This window comes from Nocardia sp. FBN12, from assembly GCF_050320175.1.
GTDB lineage: Bacteria > Actinomycetota > Actinomycetes > Mycobacteriales > Mycobacteriaceae > Nocardia.
The window spans coordinates 1786038-1803741 of the sequence record NZ_CP190048.1 but is presented as its reverse complement, the minus strand read 5'-3'; the positions used below and the strand labels follow the sequence as shown (position 1 = coordinate 1803741).

Annotated in this window: 15 protein-coding genes; 6 read left to right on the top strand and 9 right to left on the bottom strand. The window is 67.3% G+C overall.

Annotation, left to right across the window (positions count from 1 at the left end; genetic code table 11):
• Positions 1–2: 2 nt before the first annotated feature.
• The 3 genes from ACQHI0_RS08890 (at position 3) to ACQHI0_RS08880 (ending at position 2724) form a co-directional block, all read left to right on the top strand.
• On the top strand, positions 3–632 hold the full coding sequence (locus ACQHI0_RS08890) for a hypothetical protein (RefSeq protein WP_427907453.1): 630 nt from the start codon (positions 3–5) through the stop codon (positions 630–632).
• A gap of 52 nt (positions 633–684) precedes the next feature.
• Positions 685–1929, top strand: coding sequence for a TetR/AcrR family transcriptional regulator (locus ACQHI0_RS08885; protein WP_427907452.1), 1245 nt, complete (start codon positions 685–687; stop codon positions 1927–1929).
• Positions 1930–2022: 93 nt separating this feature from the next.
• On the top strand, positions 2023–2724 hold the full coding sequence (locus ACQHI0_RS08880; protein WP_427907451.1) for a methyltransferase domain-containing protein: 702 nt from the start codon (positions 2023–2025) through the stop codon (positions 2722–2724).
• Between the two features lie 84 nt (positions 2725–2808).
• Here ACQHI0_RS08880 and ACQHI0_RS08875 read toward each other — a convergent pair whose 3' ends face one another.
• From ACQHI0_RS08875 to ACQHI0_RS08865, 3 genes are all read right to left on the bottom strand, one after another.
• A complete protein-coding gene (locus tag ACQHI0_RS08875; RefSeq protein ID WP_427907450.1) occupies positions 2809–3843 on the bottom strand; it encodes an alpha/beta hydrolase in 1035 nt (344 codons plus the stop codon).
• Positions 3844–4045: 202 nt separating this feature from the next.
• Entirely contained in the window at positions 4046–5191 is a 1146-nt protein-coding gene (locus ACQHI0_RS08870; protein WP_427907449.1) for an acyl-CoA dehydrogenase family protein, read from the bottom strand.
• 38 nt (positions 5192–5229) lie between these two features.
• Positions 5230–6726, bottom strand: a complete 1497-nt coding sequence (locus ACQHI0_RS08865) for an aldehyde dehydrogenase family protein (RefSeq protein WP_427907448.1) — start codon at positions 6724–6726, stop codon at positions 5230–5232.
• A gap of 180 nt (positions 6727–6906) precedes the next feature.
• Between ACQHI0_RS08865 and ACQHI0_RS08860 the strand changes: the two genes are divergently transcribed.
• The 3 genes from ACQHI0_RS08860 to fadD5 are packed head-to-tail and all read left to right on the top strand — an operon-like array spanning position 6907 to position 10284.
• Positions 6907–7893: an NAD(P)H-dependent flavin oxidoreductase gene (locus ACQHI0_RS08860; RefSeq protein WP_427907447.1), complete on the top strand. Its 987-nt coding sequence runs from the start codon at positions 6907–6909 to the stop codon at positions 7891–7893.
• Positions 7890–8696 (top strand): enoyl-CoA hydratase-related protein, encoded by an 807-nt coding sequence (locus ACQHI0_RS08855; RefSeq protein WP_427907446.1) that lies wholly within the window; start codon positions 7890–7892, stop codon positions 8694–8696. The genes ACQHI0_RS08860 and ACQHI0_RS08855 overlap by 4 nt, the downstream gene beginning before the upstream one ends.
• A gap of 19 nt (positions 8697–8715) precedes the next feature.
• The gene (gene fadD5 / locus ACQHI0_RS08850; protein ID WP_427907445.1) at positions 8716–10284 is read left to right on the top strand and encodes a fatty-acid--CoA ligase FadD5; all 1569 of its coding nucleotides are present in this window, start codon (positions 8716–8718) and stop codon (positions 10282–10284) included.
• Here the strand turns inward: fadD5 and ACQHI0_RS08845 are convergent.
• From ACQHI0_RS08845 to ACQHI0_RS08820, 6 genes are all read right to left on the bottom strand, one after another.
• On the bottom strand, positions 10274–11305 hold the full coding sequence (locus tag ACQHI0_RS08845; protein ID WP_427907444.1) for an alpha/beta fold hydrolase: 1032 nt from the start codon (positions 11303–11305) through the stop codon (positions 10274–10276). The genes fadD5 and ACQHI0_RS08845 overlap by 11 nt on opposite strands.
• Before the next feature lie 79 nt (positions 11306–11384).
• The gene (locus ACQHI0_RS08840) at positions 11385–12713 is read right to left on the bottom strand and encodes a lipase family protein (protein ID WP_427907443.1); all 1329 of its coding nucleotides are present in this window, start codon (positions 12711–12713) and stop codon (positions 11385–11387) included.
• Complete coding sequence (locus ACQHI0_RS08835; RefSeq protein ID WP_427907442.1) at positions 12710–13669, bottom strand: AurF N-oxygenase family protein; 960 nt, start codon at positions 13667–13669, stop codon at positions 12710–12712. The genes ACQHI0_RS08840 and ACQHI0_RS08835 overlap by 4 nt, the downstream gene beginning before the upstream one ends.
• 84 nt (positions 13670–13753) lie before the next feature.
• On the bottom strand, positions 13754–14437 hold the full coding sequence (locus ACQHI0_RS08830; RefSeq protein WP_427907441.1) for a TetR/AcrR family transcriptional regulator: 684 nt from the start codon (positions 14435–14437) through the stop codon (positions 13754–13756).
• A gap of 157 nt (positions 14438–14594) precedes the next feature.
• Entirely contained in the window at positions 14595–16814 is a 2220-nt protein-coding gene (locus ACQHI0_RS08825) for an acyl-CoA dehydrogenase (protein ID WP_427907440.1), read from the bottom strand.
• A gap of 2 nt (positions 16815–16816) precedes the next feature.
• Entirely contained in the window at positions 16817–17695 is an 879-nt protein-coding gene (locus ACQHI0_RS08820; protein WP_427907439.1) for an SDR family oxidoreductase, read from the bottom strand.
• Positions 17696–17704: the final 9 nt, after the last annotated feature.

Sequence of the window (17704 nt, the reverse complement as noted above, 5' to 3'; positions counted from 1 at the left end):
GCATGAGCAAAGACGCCAAAGAACCGAGCAACGATTCCGACCCGGCTACGGCCGACGCGACGCCGACCGCCGAACCCAGGACGGAAACGGCCGCGGCCGACGATCGCGCGGATTCGTGGTTGCGCGGACGAACGGCCGCTGTCGCCGCGCGTGTCGGCGTGGCCGCGGTCCTGTGCGCGTCGCTGGCCACCTCGATGGTCTTGTTCGTCCAGAACCAGCACAACAAGGACCTGATGCGAGCCCAGGAACAGGCACGCGAGGCAGCCTGCCAGTACGGGCCGGTGCTGGCCGACTACGACAGCAAAAACCTCGACACGTACTTCAAGGGGGTGCTCGACGGCGCGACCGGCGACTGGAAGAAGCAGTTCGAGTCGACCAGCACCGAGTTGCGTGAGGTGCTGACCCAGGGCGAGGTCACCTCGGCGGTCACCGACACCCAGTGCGCGATCCGCACCGCCGACGAGGACTCGGCCGAGGCGATCGTGGTGATCCGCCAGACCATCACCAGCCTGGGCACCCAGCACAAGCCCAAGCCCGGCCAGCTCTCGATGGTGCTGAGCCTGCGCAACGACGACGGCCGCTGGCTGGTCGAGAAAGTGAACTCCCCGACCCCACCAGCGCAGGCGCAGTGAGCGAATCCGGTGAGCCGGCCCGCGGCGACCGGGCGATAGCATGAAAGACGAGATGGGCAGGACGACGAACGAGCACGCGGCACAATCGACAGCGGACGCGCCACCGCGGGTGGTCAAGCGCAGGCCGAAGAACCGGCGTGCGCAGATCGCGGCGGAATCGGCGGCGGCGTTCGGCGCGCACGGCTACCACGGTGTGAGCATGGACGACATCGCGCGCAGGCTCGAGATCAGTTCCACCGCCCTCTATCGCCATTTCCCGAGCAAATACGCGCTGTTCCGCGAGGAACTGCTGCGATTGTCCGGGCTGGCACTGACCGCGGTCGAACTCCCCGACGACGCTGCCGATTGGTCACCGCGCGAGCGCCTCGATCATGTCCTGGACGCCATCGTCGTGCTCACCATCAGCAACCGCCCGACCGTCGCACTGGCCCGGTGGGAGCGGCGCTACCTCGAGCCCGCCGACTTCACCGAGTTCACCGCACAGTTCACCACCGCGATCGCCACGGTGCGTGGCCTGATTCACGACGTGCGTCCCGAACTCGACGGCTACGACCGGGTGGTCCGCGCGGTGTCTCTGTTCGCGGTGATCAGCAGCATCGGTGACCACCACGCGACCGTCTCGGCGAAAGCGCTTGCCCCGCTGCTCAAAGCGACCAGCTGGGCATTGATCGATGCTGACCTGTCGGGTGAGCGCGGCGCCGCACTGATCCGGCGGGCCGCCGAACGGCCACAGCCGTTCAAACACGACCTCTTGCTGCGCAAGGCGGTGGAGCTGTTCCACGAGCGTGGCTATCCGAATGTCAGCATGGAGGACATCGCCGTCGCGGCGGATCTGTCGGCCGCCTCGGCGGTCTATCGCTACTACCGCAGCAAGAGTGATCTGCTGGCCGCGGCCTTCCGGCGCGCGGCCGACCGGGTGTCCGGGGCGATCACCCCCGCGGTGAGCGCCGCAGGCACCCCCGCCGAAGCGCTGGGCACGCTGATCGACCTCTACGTCACCGGGTCCTTCGACGAACGGGCGCTGACCTTCGTCTACTACGCCGAGTTCACCCACGTCGACCCGGCCGATCAGGTGACCCTGCGCCACCTGCAGCAGTTGATCATCACCGAATGGGCCAAACTCGTGGCGCAGGCCAGACCGGAACTGTCGATCGGCGAGGCCAGAATCCTCGTGCACGCGGCGTTCAGCCTCGTGGTCGACCTCGGCCGCACCTTCGGTGACGACGGAATCTGCCCGCAGGAAACCGTGATCCGGCTGCTGCAGACCATCGTCCTCGGCCGGCCGCTCCCCCGCTGAATTCGCGTTTGTTTCCCGATGTCGTGGCACCGCAATGTAACCGGACTACGCTGACCGCCATTGCCGCCCATCGAAGAATTGAGGGGATCAAGCGTGACCAGCAGCGAATTCGCGTACACCGGGTGCGACAACCTGGAGGCGATGACCGAAGCGGTCAATTACAACAAATTCCTGATCGACTGCGTTGACAAACATGTCACGTCGCCGGACCTGCGCATACTCGATTTCGGAGCGGGTAGAGGCACCTACGCCGACATGCTCGCCGAACGGCAGATCATCCCGGATTGTCTCGAGCCCGACGCCGATTTGCAGAAATTGCTGCTGTCGAAGGGCTACAAGGTCGTCGACTGCGAGGCCGAGCCGTCCGAATCCGAAATGTACGGTCTCATCTATTCTTTCAACGTTTTCGAGCACATCAAGAACGACCAGGAAGCCGCTGAACACCTCGCCTCGCTACTGCGGCCCGGCGGAACACTGGTGCTGTATGTGCCCGCGCTCGAGACGCTGTTCAGCTCGATGGACACCAAGGTCGGGCACTACCGGCGCTACCGCCGCACCCAGCTCAACCGCATCCTGCGCAACGCGGGTCTCGAGATCGTCGAGTCGCGTTACTGCGACCCGATCGGCTTCTTCGCCACCCTGGCCTACAAATTCGCCGGGAGCGACGACGGCACGATCAACACACGGGCGCTCAAGCTCTACGACCGCGTGGTGTTCCCGCTCAGCAAGCTTCTCCAGGTCGTCACCGGCAAGCTCTTCGGTAAGAACGTTCTCGTCGTCGCCACCAAGGCCTGAGCCCATGCGGACCTGACCTCCTCGTCCACGGCATCGTGGCCGAGGAGGTCAACTCGCGACGCGAACAGACGACGCCGACGCGCGTCAGTTGGTCCGGCTGCCGACCGACCGCGCCAGGAAAGGCCACGACGACCGCAGGTCATCCTCCCAGTAGCCCCAGGAATGTGTGCCGACGGGGCGTTCGTTCAGCGTGACGGGAATATTCAACTCGCGCAGCCGGTTCGCGAGGTTCATGGTGCAGAAATGCACTGCCGCTTCGATGGGCCCGCCGAAGGCGATCTGGACCGGGAGCGGGATCCTGCCGTCCTGGACACGCGCGTCAGCCGGGGTGTCGTGGGGTGCGCCGGGGATTCCGGTACCGGTGCTCAGATAGACCTCGGTGCCGCGCAGCCCTTCCGCGTTGACGAGCGGATCATTGGCTCGCCACAGGGGACCGTTGCGTGGTCCCCACATGTTCTCGATACTCTGTCCGCCACCCCAGTTCTCTACCGTGATCCGGACGAATTCCTGGCCGATAGGATCCGAGGTCTGCGCGCACCCGCTGTAGGACGCCACGCTGTTCCAGAAGCCGGGCTTGGCGATCGCCAGGTTCAGCACCGATGTACCGCTCATCGACACACCGACCACCGCGCGGTTGCCATCAGCCCGGAGGAATCCCTCGATCACCGACGGCAACTCCTCGTTGAGGAAGGTCTGCCATTTGTTGCGGCCGAGCACCGCGTCGTCGCGCACCCAGTCGGTGTAGTAGGAGCTGGCGCCGCCGACCGGGGTCACCACGTTGATGTCCTTGTCACGCAGGAAACTCACGGCATCGGTCTGCGCGTCCCAGCCGCTCTGATTCGGGCCGCCTTGGGAGCCGTTGAGCAGATACATCGTCGGCCGCGGGTTCTCGGTGTCCGCGGCACGGATCACCTGGATCGGGATCGGCTTGTCCATCGCGGGCGAGAAGACGGTCACCACCTGGCGCCTGCTGTCGATATCGACTGTCGAGACCACCCGGGCCGTCTCGGGTTGGGCGACAGCGACACTCGCGGGCAGCGCGAGCCCTGCCGAGGCCAGCGCGCTCACCAGCGCAGCGCGCGCTGCCGCCGTACGGATCGATCGCCGTGTTCTTCTCACTAGCGGGAACCTCTCGTCTACCGGATGCACTGATCGAGGCAGTGCGGGTCACCCCACGACAGACGTGAGGCATGCAGAGAGGTTCGGACTGCTCTTGCCCGCGGTTTGGTGAGCCGGCGGAAAAACTACGGGCACGCACGGCTCCTGCGTTCGCCCGGTGCGCGAACTCGCACACCGGGCGACCGTTCGTGCCCACGGGTCGTCAGAGTCCGAGGGTCCGGCCGATGATGTCGCGCTGGATTTCGCTGGTGCCGCCGAAGATGGTGGAGACCAGTGCGCCGCGGACGTGCTTTTCCATGTCGAATTCGCGGGCGTAGCCGTAGCCGCCCATCATCTGCATGCCTTCCAGCGCCACCTGCTTGCTGACTTCGGTGGCCTTGAGCTTGGCCATCGACGCCTCCCTGGCCAGCATCTTGTTCGGGTTGGCATCGGCCTCGCGCGCCACGCTGTAGATCAGCAGCTTGGTGCATTCGATCTCGGTGGCGAGGTCGGCCAGGCGGTGGCGCAGGGACTGGAAGGTGCCGACCGGGCGGCCGAATTGCTTACGCTGCGTGACGAATCCGATGGTGTCCTCGAAGGCGCGTTCGGCGGCACCCAAGCTCATCGCGGCGAGGATGAGTCGTTCGAAGTTGAGGCCGGTCATCAGTTGACGCCAGCCGTTTCCTTCCTCACCCACGACCGCGTCCTCGGGGAGCAAGCAGTCGGTGAAATAGAGGTCGTTGGTTTCCTTCTGGTTGCCCATCAGCTCGATCGGCGAGATCTGCAGACCGGGCGTGCCCGCGGGCACGTGGAACATGGTGAGCCCCTCGTGTTTTCCGCCGTCTTTCGAGGTGCGGGCAACGAGCAGGATGTTCTCGGAGATATGGGCGTTGGAGCACCAGGTCTTCTGGCCGTTGATCAGCCAGCCGTCAGCGGTCTTCACAGCCTTGGTCGACAGATTGCCCACATCCGAACCCGCCTCGGGCTCCGACATCGAAATCGATTGGGACGCACCACGAACGATGCCGCGCAGCACGGTGTCCTTCTGTGCTTCGGTGCCGAATTTGGCGTAGGCGCCGCCGGTGATGAGAGTCGGACCGATCGCCCCGATCGGCAGCATGCCGCGCAGTGATTCTTCCAGGAGAATGCACATGTCGACCATCGTGGCATCGGACCCGCCGTATTCCTCCGGCACCGTCAGACCGAGCCAGCCGAGCTCGGCCATTTTCGCGTAGACACCCGGATTGTGCTGTTCGGTGTCGTTGGCGGTCAGCGCGTCACGCTGTTCGCGGGTGCCCGCCTCGCGCTTGGCGAATGCGGCGACAGCCGCGGCGAAATCCTTGTGTTCGGAGCTGAATTCGACGCCCATACTGTTGTGTTCCTCGTCTTTCGTAGTGATGGATTGAGCTACTTTGCGCGCCCGAAGCGGCGGGCGGTGAGCTTTCGAACCGTCGACATGGTCGATTCCGTGCGCGCGAAGGACTGCAGGGCCATGCCTGGAATCGCGAAGCGCTGGCGTGCGATCGAATGTGGGCGGGTGAAACCGAGCAGTCCCGCGGCGCCGTGGATCCGGCCGACGCCGGACTCCCCCACCCCGCCGAACGGCAGTGCCGGAATCGCCGCATAGGAGGCGGGGCTGTTCACCGAGGTGGCGCCCGCCCGCAGCGCGCGGGCGATCTCCATGCCGCGCTTGCGGGAGAACACCGACGACGCCAGCCCATAGCGCGAGGCGTTGGTCAGCCGGATCGCTTCCTCGATATCGCGGACGCCACGCACGGTCAGCGTCGGCCCGAAAGTCTCCTCACGGACCGCGAGCGAGTCCTCGGGGGCGTCGAGCAACACGATCGGGCTCACGAACGGCGCCCTGATCGAGTCGGCCCCGCCGAAGACGGCCGTGGCACCATGTGCGATCGCGTCGTCGACATGTTCGGCGACCACGTCGACCTGGCTGGGCAGTGTCATGGGACCGTAGGACCGCCCCGGCGTGAGTTCGCGAACGCGCGCGGTGACCTCGGCCAGGAACTGCTCGAGGACGGAGTCGACGACATAGCAGCGCTCCGTGCCGACGCAGGTCTGACCGGAGTTCGCCATGGCCGACCACACGATCGCGTCCGCGGCGGCCGCGAGGTCGGCATCCTCGGCGACGATCGCCGCGTCCTTGCCGCCGCATTCCAGGACCACCGGCGTGAGCCGTTGCGCCGCGGCCGCCATGATCCGCTTGCCGGTGGCGGTCGATCCGGTGAACGCGATCATGTCGACACCGGACTCGACCAGCGCGCGGCCGGTATCGCCGGGACCGGTGACGACGCTCAGAACTCCCTGGGGCAGTCCCGGATTGGCCTTCGCGAACGCGTCGACGAACCAGTGCCCGATCCCGGTGGTGAGCTCGCTCGGCTTGAACACCACGGTGTTGCCCGCGGCCAGCGCGTAGGCGATCGACCCGTTGGGTGTGTACACCGGGTAGTTCCACGGGCCGATCACCCCGACCACCCCGTGCGGGCGCTGCTCGATCACCGCCTCGACATTGGCCATCATCAATCCCGGCCACACCGTCTTCGGCTTCAAGACTTTCTTCGCGTTCCCGGCCGCCCAGTTCAGGTGTTCGACAGCGGTGATCACCTCGAGGTAGGCGTCGTCGGCGGGTTTGCCGTTCTCGGCGCTGATCAGCGCACAGAACTCGTCGACATTGTTGATGATCTGCGCGGCCCACCGCCGTAATGCCCGTTTCCGCTCGGTGAACCCGAGTTCACCCCAGGTCCGCGCGGCCGTGCGAGCGCGCTCGACGGCCGCGGCGACAGCGGCGGCATCGTCGATCTGCCAGCTGCCGACCGGTTCGCCGGACACGGCGTCGACGGTGGTCAGCATTGTCGCAGAAACGGGTGCGGTGGTGGGCGTTTCGGTCATCTTCGACCATCCTTCGAGTAGCACGACGCGGACTTGCGCACACTGTTGACAGTCCACCTCAGCGGCCGTTAAGTTAATCCCAATTCTCACTAAGTTAATCATGATTCTCGCCGGATGCAAAGAGCCGTAGCCAGGTTCCGCGGCAGTCGTCGAGAACGTCGAAACCGGACGGAGGGCGCGATGCTGCGCACCCGATTCACCGAAGCCTTCGGTGTCGAGCACCCGATCGTGCAGGGCGGAATGATGTGGGTAGGCCGGGCCGAACTCGCGGCCGCGGTCTCGGAGGCAGGCGGCCTCGGCATCATCACCGGCCTCACCCAGCCCACTCCGCAGGCGTTGCGCGAGGAGATCGCCCGCGCCAGAGATCTCACCGACAAGCCGTTCGGCGTGAACCTGACGATCCTGCCGTCGATCACTCCGCCGCCGTACGCCGAATACCGCCAGGCGATCATCGACGGCGGCGTGCCGATCGTGGAGATCGCGGGCGGCAACCCGGCCACCCACCTGCCGTTTCTCAAGGACGCCGGGATCAAGGTGCTGCACAAGTGCACCAGCGTCAAACACGCGCTCAAGGCCCAGCAGGTCGGCGTCGACGCGGTGAGCATCGACGGGTTCGAGTGCGCCGGTCACCCGGGCGAGAACGACACACCGGGGCTGGTGCTGATTCCCGCCGCGGCCCGCGAGCTCGAGATCCCGATGCTCGCCTCCGGTGGCATCGCCGACGCGCGTGGCCTGGTCGCGGCGATGGCACTGGGTGCCGACGGGGTGAACATGGGCACCCGATTCCTGTGCACGGTCGAATCACCGATCGCGCACGTGGTGAAGGAACAGATCGTCGCCAATACCGAGCTCGACACCAAGCTGATCTTCCGGACGCTGAACAACACCGCGCGCGTCGCCGACAACGCCGTGAGCCGGCAAGTGGTCGAGATCGAGCGTGGCGGCGGCACGTTCGAGGATGTGCGCGAACTCGTGGCCGGGGCTCGTGGCCGCAAGGTCTACGAGGAAGGCGATCTGGACGCCGGCATCTGGAGTGTCGGCCAGTGTCAGGGCTTGATCCACGACATCCCCACCTGCGCCGAGCTGATCGAGTCGATGGTGCGCGAAGCCGAGGCCCTGATCGCCGGTCGGCTGGCCGGCTCGATCGTCGAGGCGGTGGCCCGATGAGCGAGAGCCTGCTGGTCCACGAAGAGCACGGAATCCTGCGGATCACGATCGACCGCCAAGCGCGGATGAACGCGATCGACCTCGAGACGATGAGCGAACTGGGCCAGCTCATCATCGCGGCCGAGAAGCGGCCCGAGGTTCGGGTGATCGTGCTGACCGGGGCGGGTAAGGCGTTCTGCACCGGCGCCGACCTGGCCGCGGCCGCCGCGGCGGGCGGCAACGAGGCGTCGCCGGAGCTGGTGATGGATCGTGCCAACGAGCTGGTGCGGGCGATCGTCGACTCTCCCCTGCCCGTGATCGCGCAGATCAACGGCCCGGCCGCCGGGGTCGGCGCCTCGATCGCGCTCGCCGCCGATCTCATCTATGCCGCCGATAGCGCGTACCTGCTGCTGCCGTTCACCTCCATCGGCCTCATGCCCGACGGGGGCGCGTCGGCGATCGTCGCCGCCGCGATGGGGCGCGCGCGGGCCGCCGAACTGGCGCTGCTCGGTGCCCGACTGCCCGCTACCGAGGCCGCCGCCGCGGGGCTGATCACCCGGGCGCTGCCCGCTGAACAACTGCCCGACCAGATCGACGCCGTCGCCGCTCAGCTCGCGGCGGGACCGCGGCGCGCGCTGCAACTGACAAAGGCGGCCATCAACGCCGCGACCCTCGCCCACCTCGATGGCGCGCTGGCTCAGGAGAAGGCCGGCCAAGTCGAACTGCTGACCTCGGCCGACTTCCTCGAAGGAATGACCGCGATGCTGACCCGTCGCGCACCGAACTTCGACGGCGCCGTCCATCCGATCACCGACCCGGCCTAGCCCTGTACCAGGAGACACCATGTCCACAGAACCTCTGCGCTCGCGCCGCAATCACTGGATGAACCAGATCGCGCTGCACGCCACCACCAGCCCGGACGGGCCCGCCCTCCGCTACCTCGGCAAGACCACCAGCTGGGGCGAGTTGCACTGGCGGGTCGAGCGCCTCGCCGACGCCCTCGCCCGGCGCGGGGTCGGCGACGGCGACCGCGTGATGATCTTGATGCTCAACAACACCGAGTACATCGAATCCGTCTTCGCGATCAACACGCTCGGCGCGATCGCCGTTCCGGTCAACTTCCGGCTGACGCCACCCGAGATCGCCTACCAGGTCGGCGACAGCGGGGCGACGGTGATCATCACCGATGCCGTGCTCGCGCCGCTGGTCGGTGCCGTGTCGACACTGACCGACGCGCTGGCCACCCGCATCGTGGTCGGCGCCCCGACCGGCGACGGCACGCTCGGCTACGAGGACCTGCTCGCCGAGGACGGCGCGCCGCACGAGCAGCGCGATATCGCCGAGGACAGCGCCGCGCTGATCATGTACACCTCCGGCACCACGGGTAATCCCAAGGGCGCGGTGCTCACCCACCTCAACATGAACTCCCAGGCTCTCACCTGTATCCGGGCGATGCACTACCGCACCGACGACGTCGCCTTCTGCGCGTCGCCGCTGTTCCATATCGCCGGATTGGGCAGTGTCGCAGCCTGTTTCCAGCTCGGCACCCTGACAGTGATCCACCCACTCAAGGCTTTCGATGTCACCGAGGTGCTCGATGCCTGGGAGCGCGAAGGCGCCACCTCGGTGTTCCTCGTACCCGCCCAGTGGCAGCTCGTCTGCGCCGATCCCACAGTGGCACAGCGTGATCTGCGACTGCGGGTGATCAGCTGGGGTGCCGCGCCCGCCTCGGACACGGTGTTGCACGCGATGGCCGAGACCTTCCCGAACGCACTCAATGTGGCCGTCTTCGGGCAGACCGAGATGTCACCGATCACCTGCGTGCTCGACGGCGAGGACGCGATTCGCAAGCTAGGCTCCGTCGGCAAGCCGATCCCCACCATCGCCACCCGCATCGTCGACGACGAGATGAACGATGTCGCGCCGGGCGAAATCGGCGAAATCGTCTATCGCGGACCGACGATGATGCGCGAGTACTGGAACAACCCGCGCGCGACCGCCGACGCGTTCGCCGGGGGCTGGTTCCACTCCGGCGATCTGGTGCGCCGTGACGAGGAAGGCTTCGTCTACGTGGTGGACCGCAAGAAGGACATGATCATCTCCGGCGGCGAGAACATCTACTGCGCCGAGGTCGAGAACGTGTTGTTCGCCCATCCCCGGATCCGTGAGGCGGCGGTGATCGGCCGGGCCGACGACCGCTGGGGCGAGGTGCCGGTCGCGGTGGTCGCCGTCGAGGACGGGGGCGAGATCGGCCTGGGCGATCTCGCGTCCCATCTCGACGCGCACCTCGCCCGCTACAAGCACCCCAAGGCACTCGTCGTCGTCGAAGCCCTGCCGCGCAATGCGGGTGGCAAGGTCGTCAAGCACGAATTGCGCGCCCAGCACGGGTCGACGGCCGTGGTCAGCGGCTGAGGAACTCCTCGATCGCGGGCCAGGTCGTGTCGGCGGCGGACACCATGCTCAGGTGGCCGCCGCTGACCTCGACGAACTTCACCTCGGCGTTCGGCAGGACGTCGAGGCCGCGGCGCACCGAGGCGGCGGGCACCACCACGTCGCTGCGACTGCCCGCGAGCAGTACCCGGCAGGTGACCTTCGACAGTTCGATCACCAGGTCCGACCGCAATCGGATCGAGCCGCTCGCGAGTTCGTTGCGCAGCACCAGACTGCGGTAGATCTGCCAGTAGGTCCGGCCGGGGTAGCCGGGCATGGTGGCCATGAACCGGTCGGTGGCCTCCATCCTGCCCAGCGCCTCGGTGTCGAAGGCGTTGCGGGCCAAGAACATCGGCTTGGCGAGCTCGCGGTCGAAGGCCTGGATCCGGAAGCCCAGCCGCACGAATTCCTGCGGGATGCCGCCCATCACCTTGGTGGCCAGGGCCATCTCGCGGCCACCGGTGACCTTGGCGACCAGGCGCAGCGGGATCAGGAACGCGGTGCGTGCCTGATCGATCGGTGCGGCCAGGCAGGTGATCGAGGCGATCGGCAGGTCGGCGTGCGAGGCCGCGGTGAGCAGCGCGAGCACACCGCCCAGCGACCAGCCGACGATATCGACGCCACGGCCCTCGTGTTCCTCCGACACCCGCGAGATGACCTCGGGCAGGATGTCGTCGGTCCAGTCCTCGAGGCCCAGATCGCGGTCGGCATAACCGAATTCGCCGTAGTCGACGACGTAGGGCTGCCTGCCCTGGTCGAGCAGATGGCGCACCAGGCTCTGATCAGGGCGCAGGTCGAAGCACGCCGTGGTCACCGCCAAGGGCGGCACCAGCAGCACCGGATTGCCCTGCGCGGGCGTGCTCCGGTCGTAGCGCTTCAGGTGCCGGTGCGCGCCCTCGTACACCGTCGTGGCCGGAGCGGGACGGTAGGACTCGAGTCCATCACCGAACGACACCGACCACACATTGCGCACCGCGCGTGGCAGCTCGGCAACGATCCCCATCGGTAAACCCCTTACCTCACCAGTTACTGCCGTCAGCAGACCCAATTCCCATATCTTACCAGTGAGTAAGTTATGCCTCCTACGCCGCTCGGCGAGCCTTCCCTGCCCCGCCGCGCCTGCGGTGACCGGTTGCCGAAGCGGTGATCGGACGCCCGAACAGCGCCTGGAACGCGGCGTGCGCGAGGGCGCCGAGCCCGCGACGGCCCGCGGGCAGCGCGAGCACACTGCGCACCGTGCGGGTTTCCGACGGTGTCACCACTACCCCGGCGAATCGGTCGTCGAGCCAGTTCAGGCTCAGCGGTGTCGACAGCGGCAGCAGGGAGAGGTGCTCGCTCGCGCGGTCACGCAGGTAGGTCACGTGCGCGCCGTGCTCGCGATAACGCCGCACGAGCGCGTCGATATCGTCGACCGCGATGATCTGGTCGTGTACCGCCTGGACGACCAGCAGCGGCACCGTGGGCGCCCGGTCACCCAGGGTGAGATCGGCGAAGACGGCCAGCATCGCCTCCATGGCGAGCAGCTCGGCGATCGGGGTGCCGCTGTGCCGGTCGACGTTGTAGCGCGCCAGCCGCATGACCGCGGCGGCGGTCGTCGACTGGGCGGCCTTGTCGAGCACCGCGCGACCTTCGTCGCTGAAATGGGTGGCGACGAGTTCCTCGAACGCCGGGTACACCCGGCGCAGCGCGGCGACGACGAGCGTCGGCAGTCCCGCGTGCAGGCCGCCGTTGAGTCGATGGAAGGTCGACACCAGGTCGCCCACCGGGGAGCCGAGCACGGCGCCGACGATGTCGAGCTCGGGCGCGTAGGTCGACGCCATCTCCGCGGCCCATGCCGTGGCAAGGCCGCCGCCCGAGTATCCCCAGAGGCCGACCTGCGCCGCCGGGTCGAGGCCGCCCGGCTCGAACGCCAGGGCCGCGCGGATGCCGTCGAGCGCGCGGTAGCCCGGTTCGCGCGGTGCGCCCCACGCACCGAGCATGCCTTCGTGGTCCGGGATCGAGATCGCCCAACCCCTGGTCAGCGCGTCGGCGAAACACAGGAGTTCGATGTGGGCGAAGGTGCCGATGGCACGGGAACCACGCTGCAGCGCATACGACGGAAACGACCGGGGCGAGATGGCGTCGATCGCGCACTGGAACGACAGCAGTGGCGCACCGGGCGCGACACCGCCGATCGGCGCCACCACGGTGGTGACCGATGCCTCGGGCACACCGTTGAGATCGGTCGTGCGATAGAGCAACTGCCAGGCCCGCACCTTCAACCCGATCATGCCGAACGCGGCGAGTTCGACCGGCCGCGAGCGCAGGATCGCGCCCTCCGGGAGGCCCTCGAATCCTGGCCGCGGCGCGTAGAAGGGGTCTTTGTCCGGTACTACGGCTCGCGTGGGCGCGGACCAGGTTTCGGCCCTCATGCGGCCCTGCGCGCGGGCTCGCTGCGGTAGCGCGACACCGGTCCGTCGATACCGAGAAAGCGCCACACCCGCTTGGCGAGCGGGTTCATCAGGCCGATGTCGGTGGCCAGGGCGCGCACATCGGTGAACACGTCACGCTTGATGTGCTGGGATCCGGGGCTGCGCCAGTACGCCTCGCGCATCACCTCGGCGGGAATGGCGAACTTGTCGACGAACTGCTTCGGCGGCGTCGCGATCATCGCCAGCATCACCCGCATCGTGATCGGAAACGCCACCGACAGCACGGTTTTCGAAACCGGGTTCATCGAGGGGACTTTACGGTGCAGGTACTCGTGCGCGAAGGAGATGTGCCTGGCCTCCTCGGCCACGTGGATCTCCATGATCCGGTGCACCATCGGGTGCAGATCGGTCCCACTGCGCAGCAACGCCTTCTGCAGATGATCGATCGGCTCCTCACCACCGAGGACCATCGTGAAGAAGAACCCGGGGAAATACTTCACCGCGGGCCAGATGATCATCGTGAGCTTGCGGTCGATGCTGCCCATGCCGACCACATCGCGGTAGCCGATGCGGTTGATCATCTCCTGGAACATCAGATTGTGGTTGCACTCTTCGGCGGCCTCGTGCGTGATGTAGCGGAACTCGGGGTCGCCGTTGGGCACCGAGGTCAGGTACTGCATGAGTCCGCGGATGAGCAGCTGCTCGAAGTCGATGCCGACCTTCGCGATGCCGGCTTGGCGCCACAGTCCCATCGCGATCTGCCGTTCGACCGGCTGCGCTTTGTACCAGGGGTGGCGGCCGAGCGGGTCCTCGTCGGGCATGATCCAGCGCGGGTCGTCGGAGTGCACGGCGAACTCGGGCGAGTCCCAGTCGATGTCGAGATAGGGATCGAAGTGTTTGGTCACCGAGCCTTCGGACAGGCCCTGCAGGGTTTCGTGGTAATTGGACAGCGTCATCGGTGTCTCCTCGGTACGGTTCCACTACCCAGTTTAGTGGTACCGGCGGTACCATACAAGGGTTAACGCTACCGAGTGTTACATCTAGTTCGCCGCGGTGAATTCCGCGATCGACGTCAGCGGGTCGAGCGTGACGCCGACTTCGCGCAGACTGGCGTCGATGATCGCCCAGATGGCGATCTGCAGGTAGGACGACAGCTCCTCGGCATCCATGGGCTGCATCGAGCGGCTCAGCCAGCGGTTCACACTGCCGTCGACGAAGCTGACCAGGCCGAAGGCCATCGGTTCGGCTACCGCCACCGGGGCGGATTGTGCGCGCAGCGCGCTTTCGAACACCTCGCGGACGGTGCCGGCGATGGCGATCTTGGTGCCGGAGACGATGGGTGAGTTGCGGTCTTTGCTGCCGCCGGATCCGGCGCCGAGGAAGTAGTGCAGGCGCGGGTTGGTGGCGATCCAGCCGACATAGGCGTCGACGGAGCGGGCGATGGCCTCGGTGACGGTGCCCTCGGGGTTCAGGGTGGGGGCCAGTGCGGCCATCAGGTCGTCGATGATGCGGGTGCGCAGTTGTTCGTCGAGGTCCTGCCGGTCTTTGAAGAGGCGGTAGAGGACCGATCGGGGGACGCCGGCGAGGTCGGCGATTTCTTGGACGCCGACCGAGGTGCCTTGTGATTGGACGGCCTCCAGCGCGGCGGCGAGGATCAGTTCGCGGCGGTCGGCTCGGTGGCGGTCCCAGCGGCTGGCTCTGCCGTCGGTACGTTGCGCGGTCACGTTTTCTCCTTTCACCGAGCCTGTCTTCGAACGCCGGCGCCCCTTCGGACCCCGCCCCTGGCAGAGACATTCCGACGACACGGTCCGGATCGGCGGCGTTTCGCGTTACTACGCACTGTAGTCCAGCGATTCCGCCGATCCGGATTCCGTGCGAGTGTCAGTTCACCGCAGCGTCTCGTGGTAGGCCGAGCATTCGTTCACCGATGACGTTGAGCTGGACTTCGGTGGTGCCGCCGTAGATGGTGGTGGCACGGCCCGCGATCAGCTGTTCCATCGCGTGGTCGCTGCGCTCGCCGGGTACCGACACCACACCGGCGATGCCGAGCTCGGCGACGACGTATTCCGAAATCGCCTGTCCGAGTGCCATTCCCAGCAGCTTTCCGACGCTGGACGTGGTGGACACGTCGATGCCGGACAGTTGCTTGAGCACCACCCGGGAACTGATCACATCGACCGCTCGGCTCTCGGCCATGAGTTCGCCGAGCCGGTAGCGCGCCACCGGCGAGAGGGTGCGGTCGGTGGCGAAACGGAGCAGGTCGGCGTCGGTGGCGTAGGCCTCCATCTTCTGGCTCAGGGCCACCCGTTCACCGGCCAGGGTGGTGCGGGCCACGTGCCAGCCTTCGTCCACCGCGCCGACCACGTTCTCGTCCGGAATGAACACGTCGTCGAGGAACACCTCGTTGAACAGTGCCGATCCGGTCATCTCCCGCAGGGGACGCACGGTGATGCCGGGCGAGGACATGTCGAGCACGAAGTAGGTGATGCCTTCGTGCTTGGGCTTGTCGGGGCTGGTGCGCGCGATCAGCATCGCCCAGTCCGAGAACTGCGCGACCGAGGTCCAGATCTTCTGACCACTGACCTGCCAGCCACCGTCGACCTTGGTGGCCTTGGTGGTCAGGCTCGCCAGGTCCGAGCCCGCGCCCGGTTCGCTGAACAGCTGACACCACACCAGTTCGCCGCGCAGCGTCGGCACGACCAGTTCTTGTTTCTGCCGGTCGTCACCGTGCGGCACGATCGCGCCGACCGCCCAGGTCCCCATCAGCAGCTGGGGCATCTGGATGCCGGAGGCCTTGATCTCCTGGGCGATCACGACCTGCTCGAGCGGCGAGGCCGAGCGACCGTAGGGGCGGGGCAGGTGTGGGAGGTTCCAGCCGCCGTCACCGAGGGCGACGAGCTGGTCGTCCTCGTCGTCGATCGCCGCGATCTCGGCGAGCTCGGCCCGGACCGCGGCGCGGATCTGTTCCGCCTCCGCGGGCAGCTCCAGTTCGCTGGACAGTGTCAGCCCGGACAAGACGTAACCGGCCACCGCTTCGGCCCGTTCGTCGCGCGCACCGAGCTGTCCGCGGACCGCCAGCGCGCGCCGGTAGTACAGGTGCGCGTCGTGCTCCCACGTGAAGCCGATGCCACCGTGCACCTGGATGCACTCCTGGGCGACCTGCACCGCGGCGTCCGGAATGATCAGCGCGGCGACGGCGGCCGCGTAATCGGCGGTATCGTCGTCGCGATCGAGGGCGAACGCGGCATCCCACAGCACGGCCCGCGCCTTCTCCAGCGCGATGCCCATCTGGGCGCACTTGTGTTTCACGCCCTGGAACTGGCCGATCGGCCGACCGAACTGCACGCGGGTCTTGGCGTATTCCGACGCGGTCGACACACACCACGACATCACACCGACCGCCTCGGCGCCGAGCACGACCGCGGCCAGCGAACGCACGCGCGCCGAACTCACCTCGAGCACCCGGTCGACCGGGACCTCGACCGAATCCGCCCGCAGCCGTGCGGAACCACGCAACACGTCGATGCCGTCCTGCGCGCTGATCGTCAGATCGATGTTCTCGAAGACGACCCATCGCTGCTCGCCCGCCACGGTGACCGGCGCGATGACGACATCGGCCGGCAACGCCCCGAGCACACCGTCGGCCGTTCCACTCACGGTCAACGCGGCCTCGGTCAGCGTGCCGGTCAGGTTCGACGCCAAAGCCACCGCGCCGGTGCGCGACCCGTCCGCCAATCCGGCGAGCCGAGCCGACTTGTCCTCGGCGCGTGTGCCGTACGCGGCGGCCAGCACCGCACCGGCGAGCACGGTCGGCACGAACGGACCGGTGTGCAAACCGCGGCCGAGCGGTTCGAGGGCGACGGCCAGCGTGAGCAGACCGGCGCCCTGACCGCCCAGTTCCTCGGCGATGTGCAAACTCAACAGGTCCTGGGCGACGAGGGCGTCCCAGTGCGGCAAGGCTTTGCCCGCGTCGGTGGACTCGACCGCGGCCCGGACGACCTCGGCGGTGATGGTCCGCTCGACGAAACCGGCGACCGCGTCCGCGAGGGCCAGGTGATCCTCGCTGACGCCGACGCCGAGCTCATAACTGTTGCGCGCCATGGCTAGTTGGTCTCTTTCAGCTGGGCGGCCACCTCATCGATGGTCCACGGACCATCGGTTTCGACCGTGCGCACGTCGTGCCAGCCCGCCAGTTCGACGATCGCACCGCCCTGCACCGCGAACACCTTGCCCGTGAGCGCGCAATCGGCCTCGGCGAGGTGGGCGACCAGCGGGGAGATGTTGGCCGGGGAGAACGCGTCGAACTCGCCCTCGGGCACCTCGGCCGCGAACAGCGCGCCCATGCCGGGGGTGGCCAGGGTCAGGCGGGTGCGCGCGATCGGGGCGATCGCGTTCACACGCACGCCGTAGCGTTCGAGTTCATCGGCGGCGACCAGTGTCAACGCGGCGATGCCCGCCTTCGCCGCACCGTAGTTGCCCTGACCGGCATTGGGCATGAACGTGCCAGAGGCCGAGGCGGTGTTGATCACCGACGCCGATACCGGAGTACCGGCCTTGGACTGCGCCTTCCAGTACGCCGCGGCGTGATGCAGGGTCGCGGCGTGGCCCTTGAGGTGCACCGCGATGACCGAATCCCACTGCGACTCGTCCATGCCCGCGATGAACGCGTCGCGCAGGATGCCCGCGTTGTTCACCACGATGTCCAGGGTGCCGTATGCGCTGATCGCCTGGTCGACCAGCGCTTTCGCGCCGTCCCAGGTGGCGATGTTGTCGGTGTTGGCGACCGCCGCCCCGCCTGCGGCGACGATCTCGTCGACCACCTGCTGGGCCGGGCCCGCGTCGGTGCCGGTGCCGTCGTTGGCGCCGCCTAGGTCATTGACCACGACCTTGGCACCTTCGCGGGCGAACAGCAGCGCGTGTTCGCGGCCGATGCCGCGACCGGCACCGGTGATGACCGCGACGCGACCCTCGAGTTTTCCCATGAGTGATGT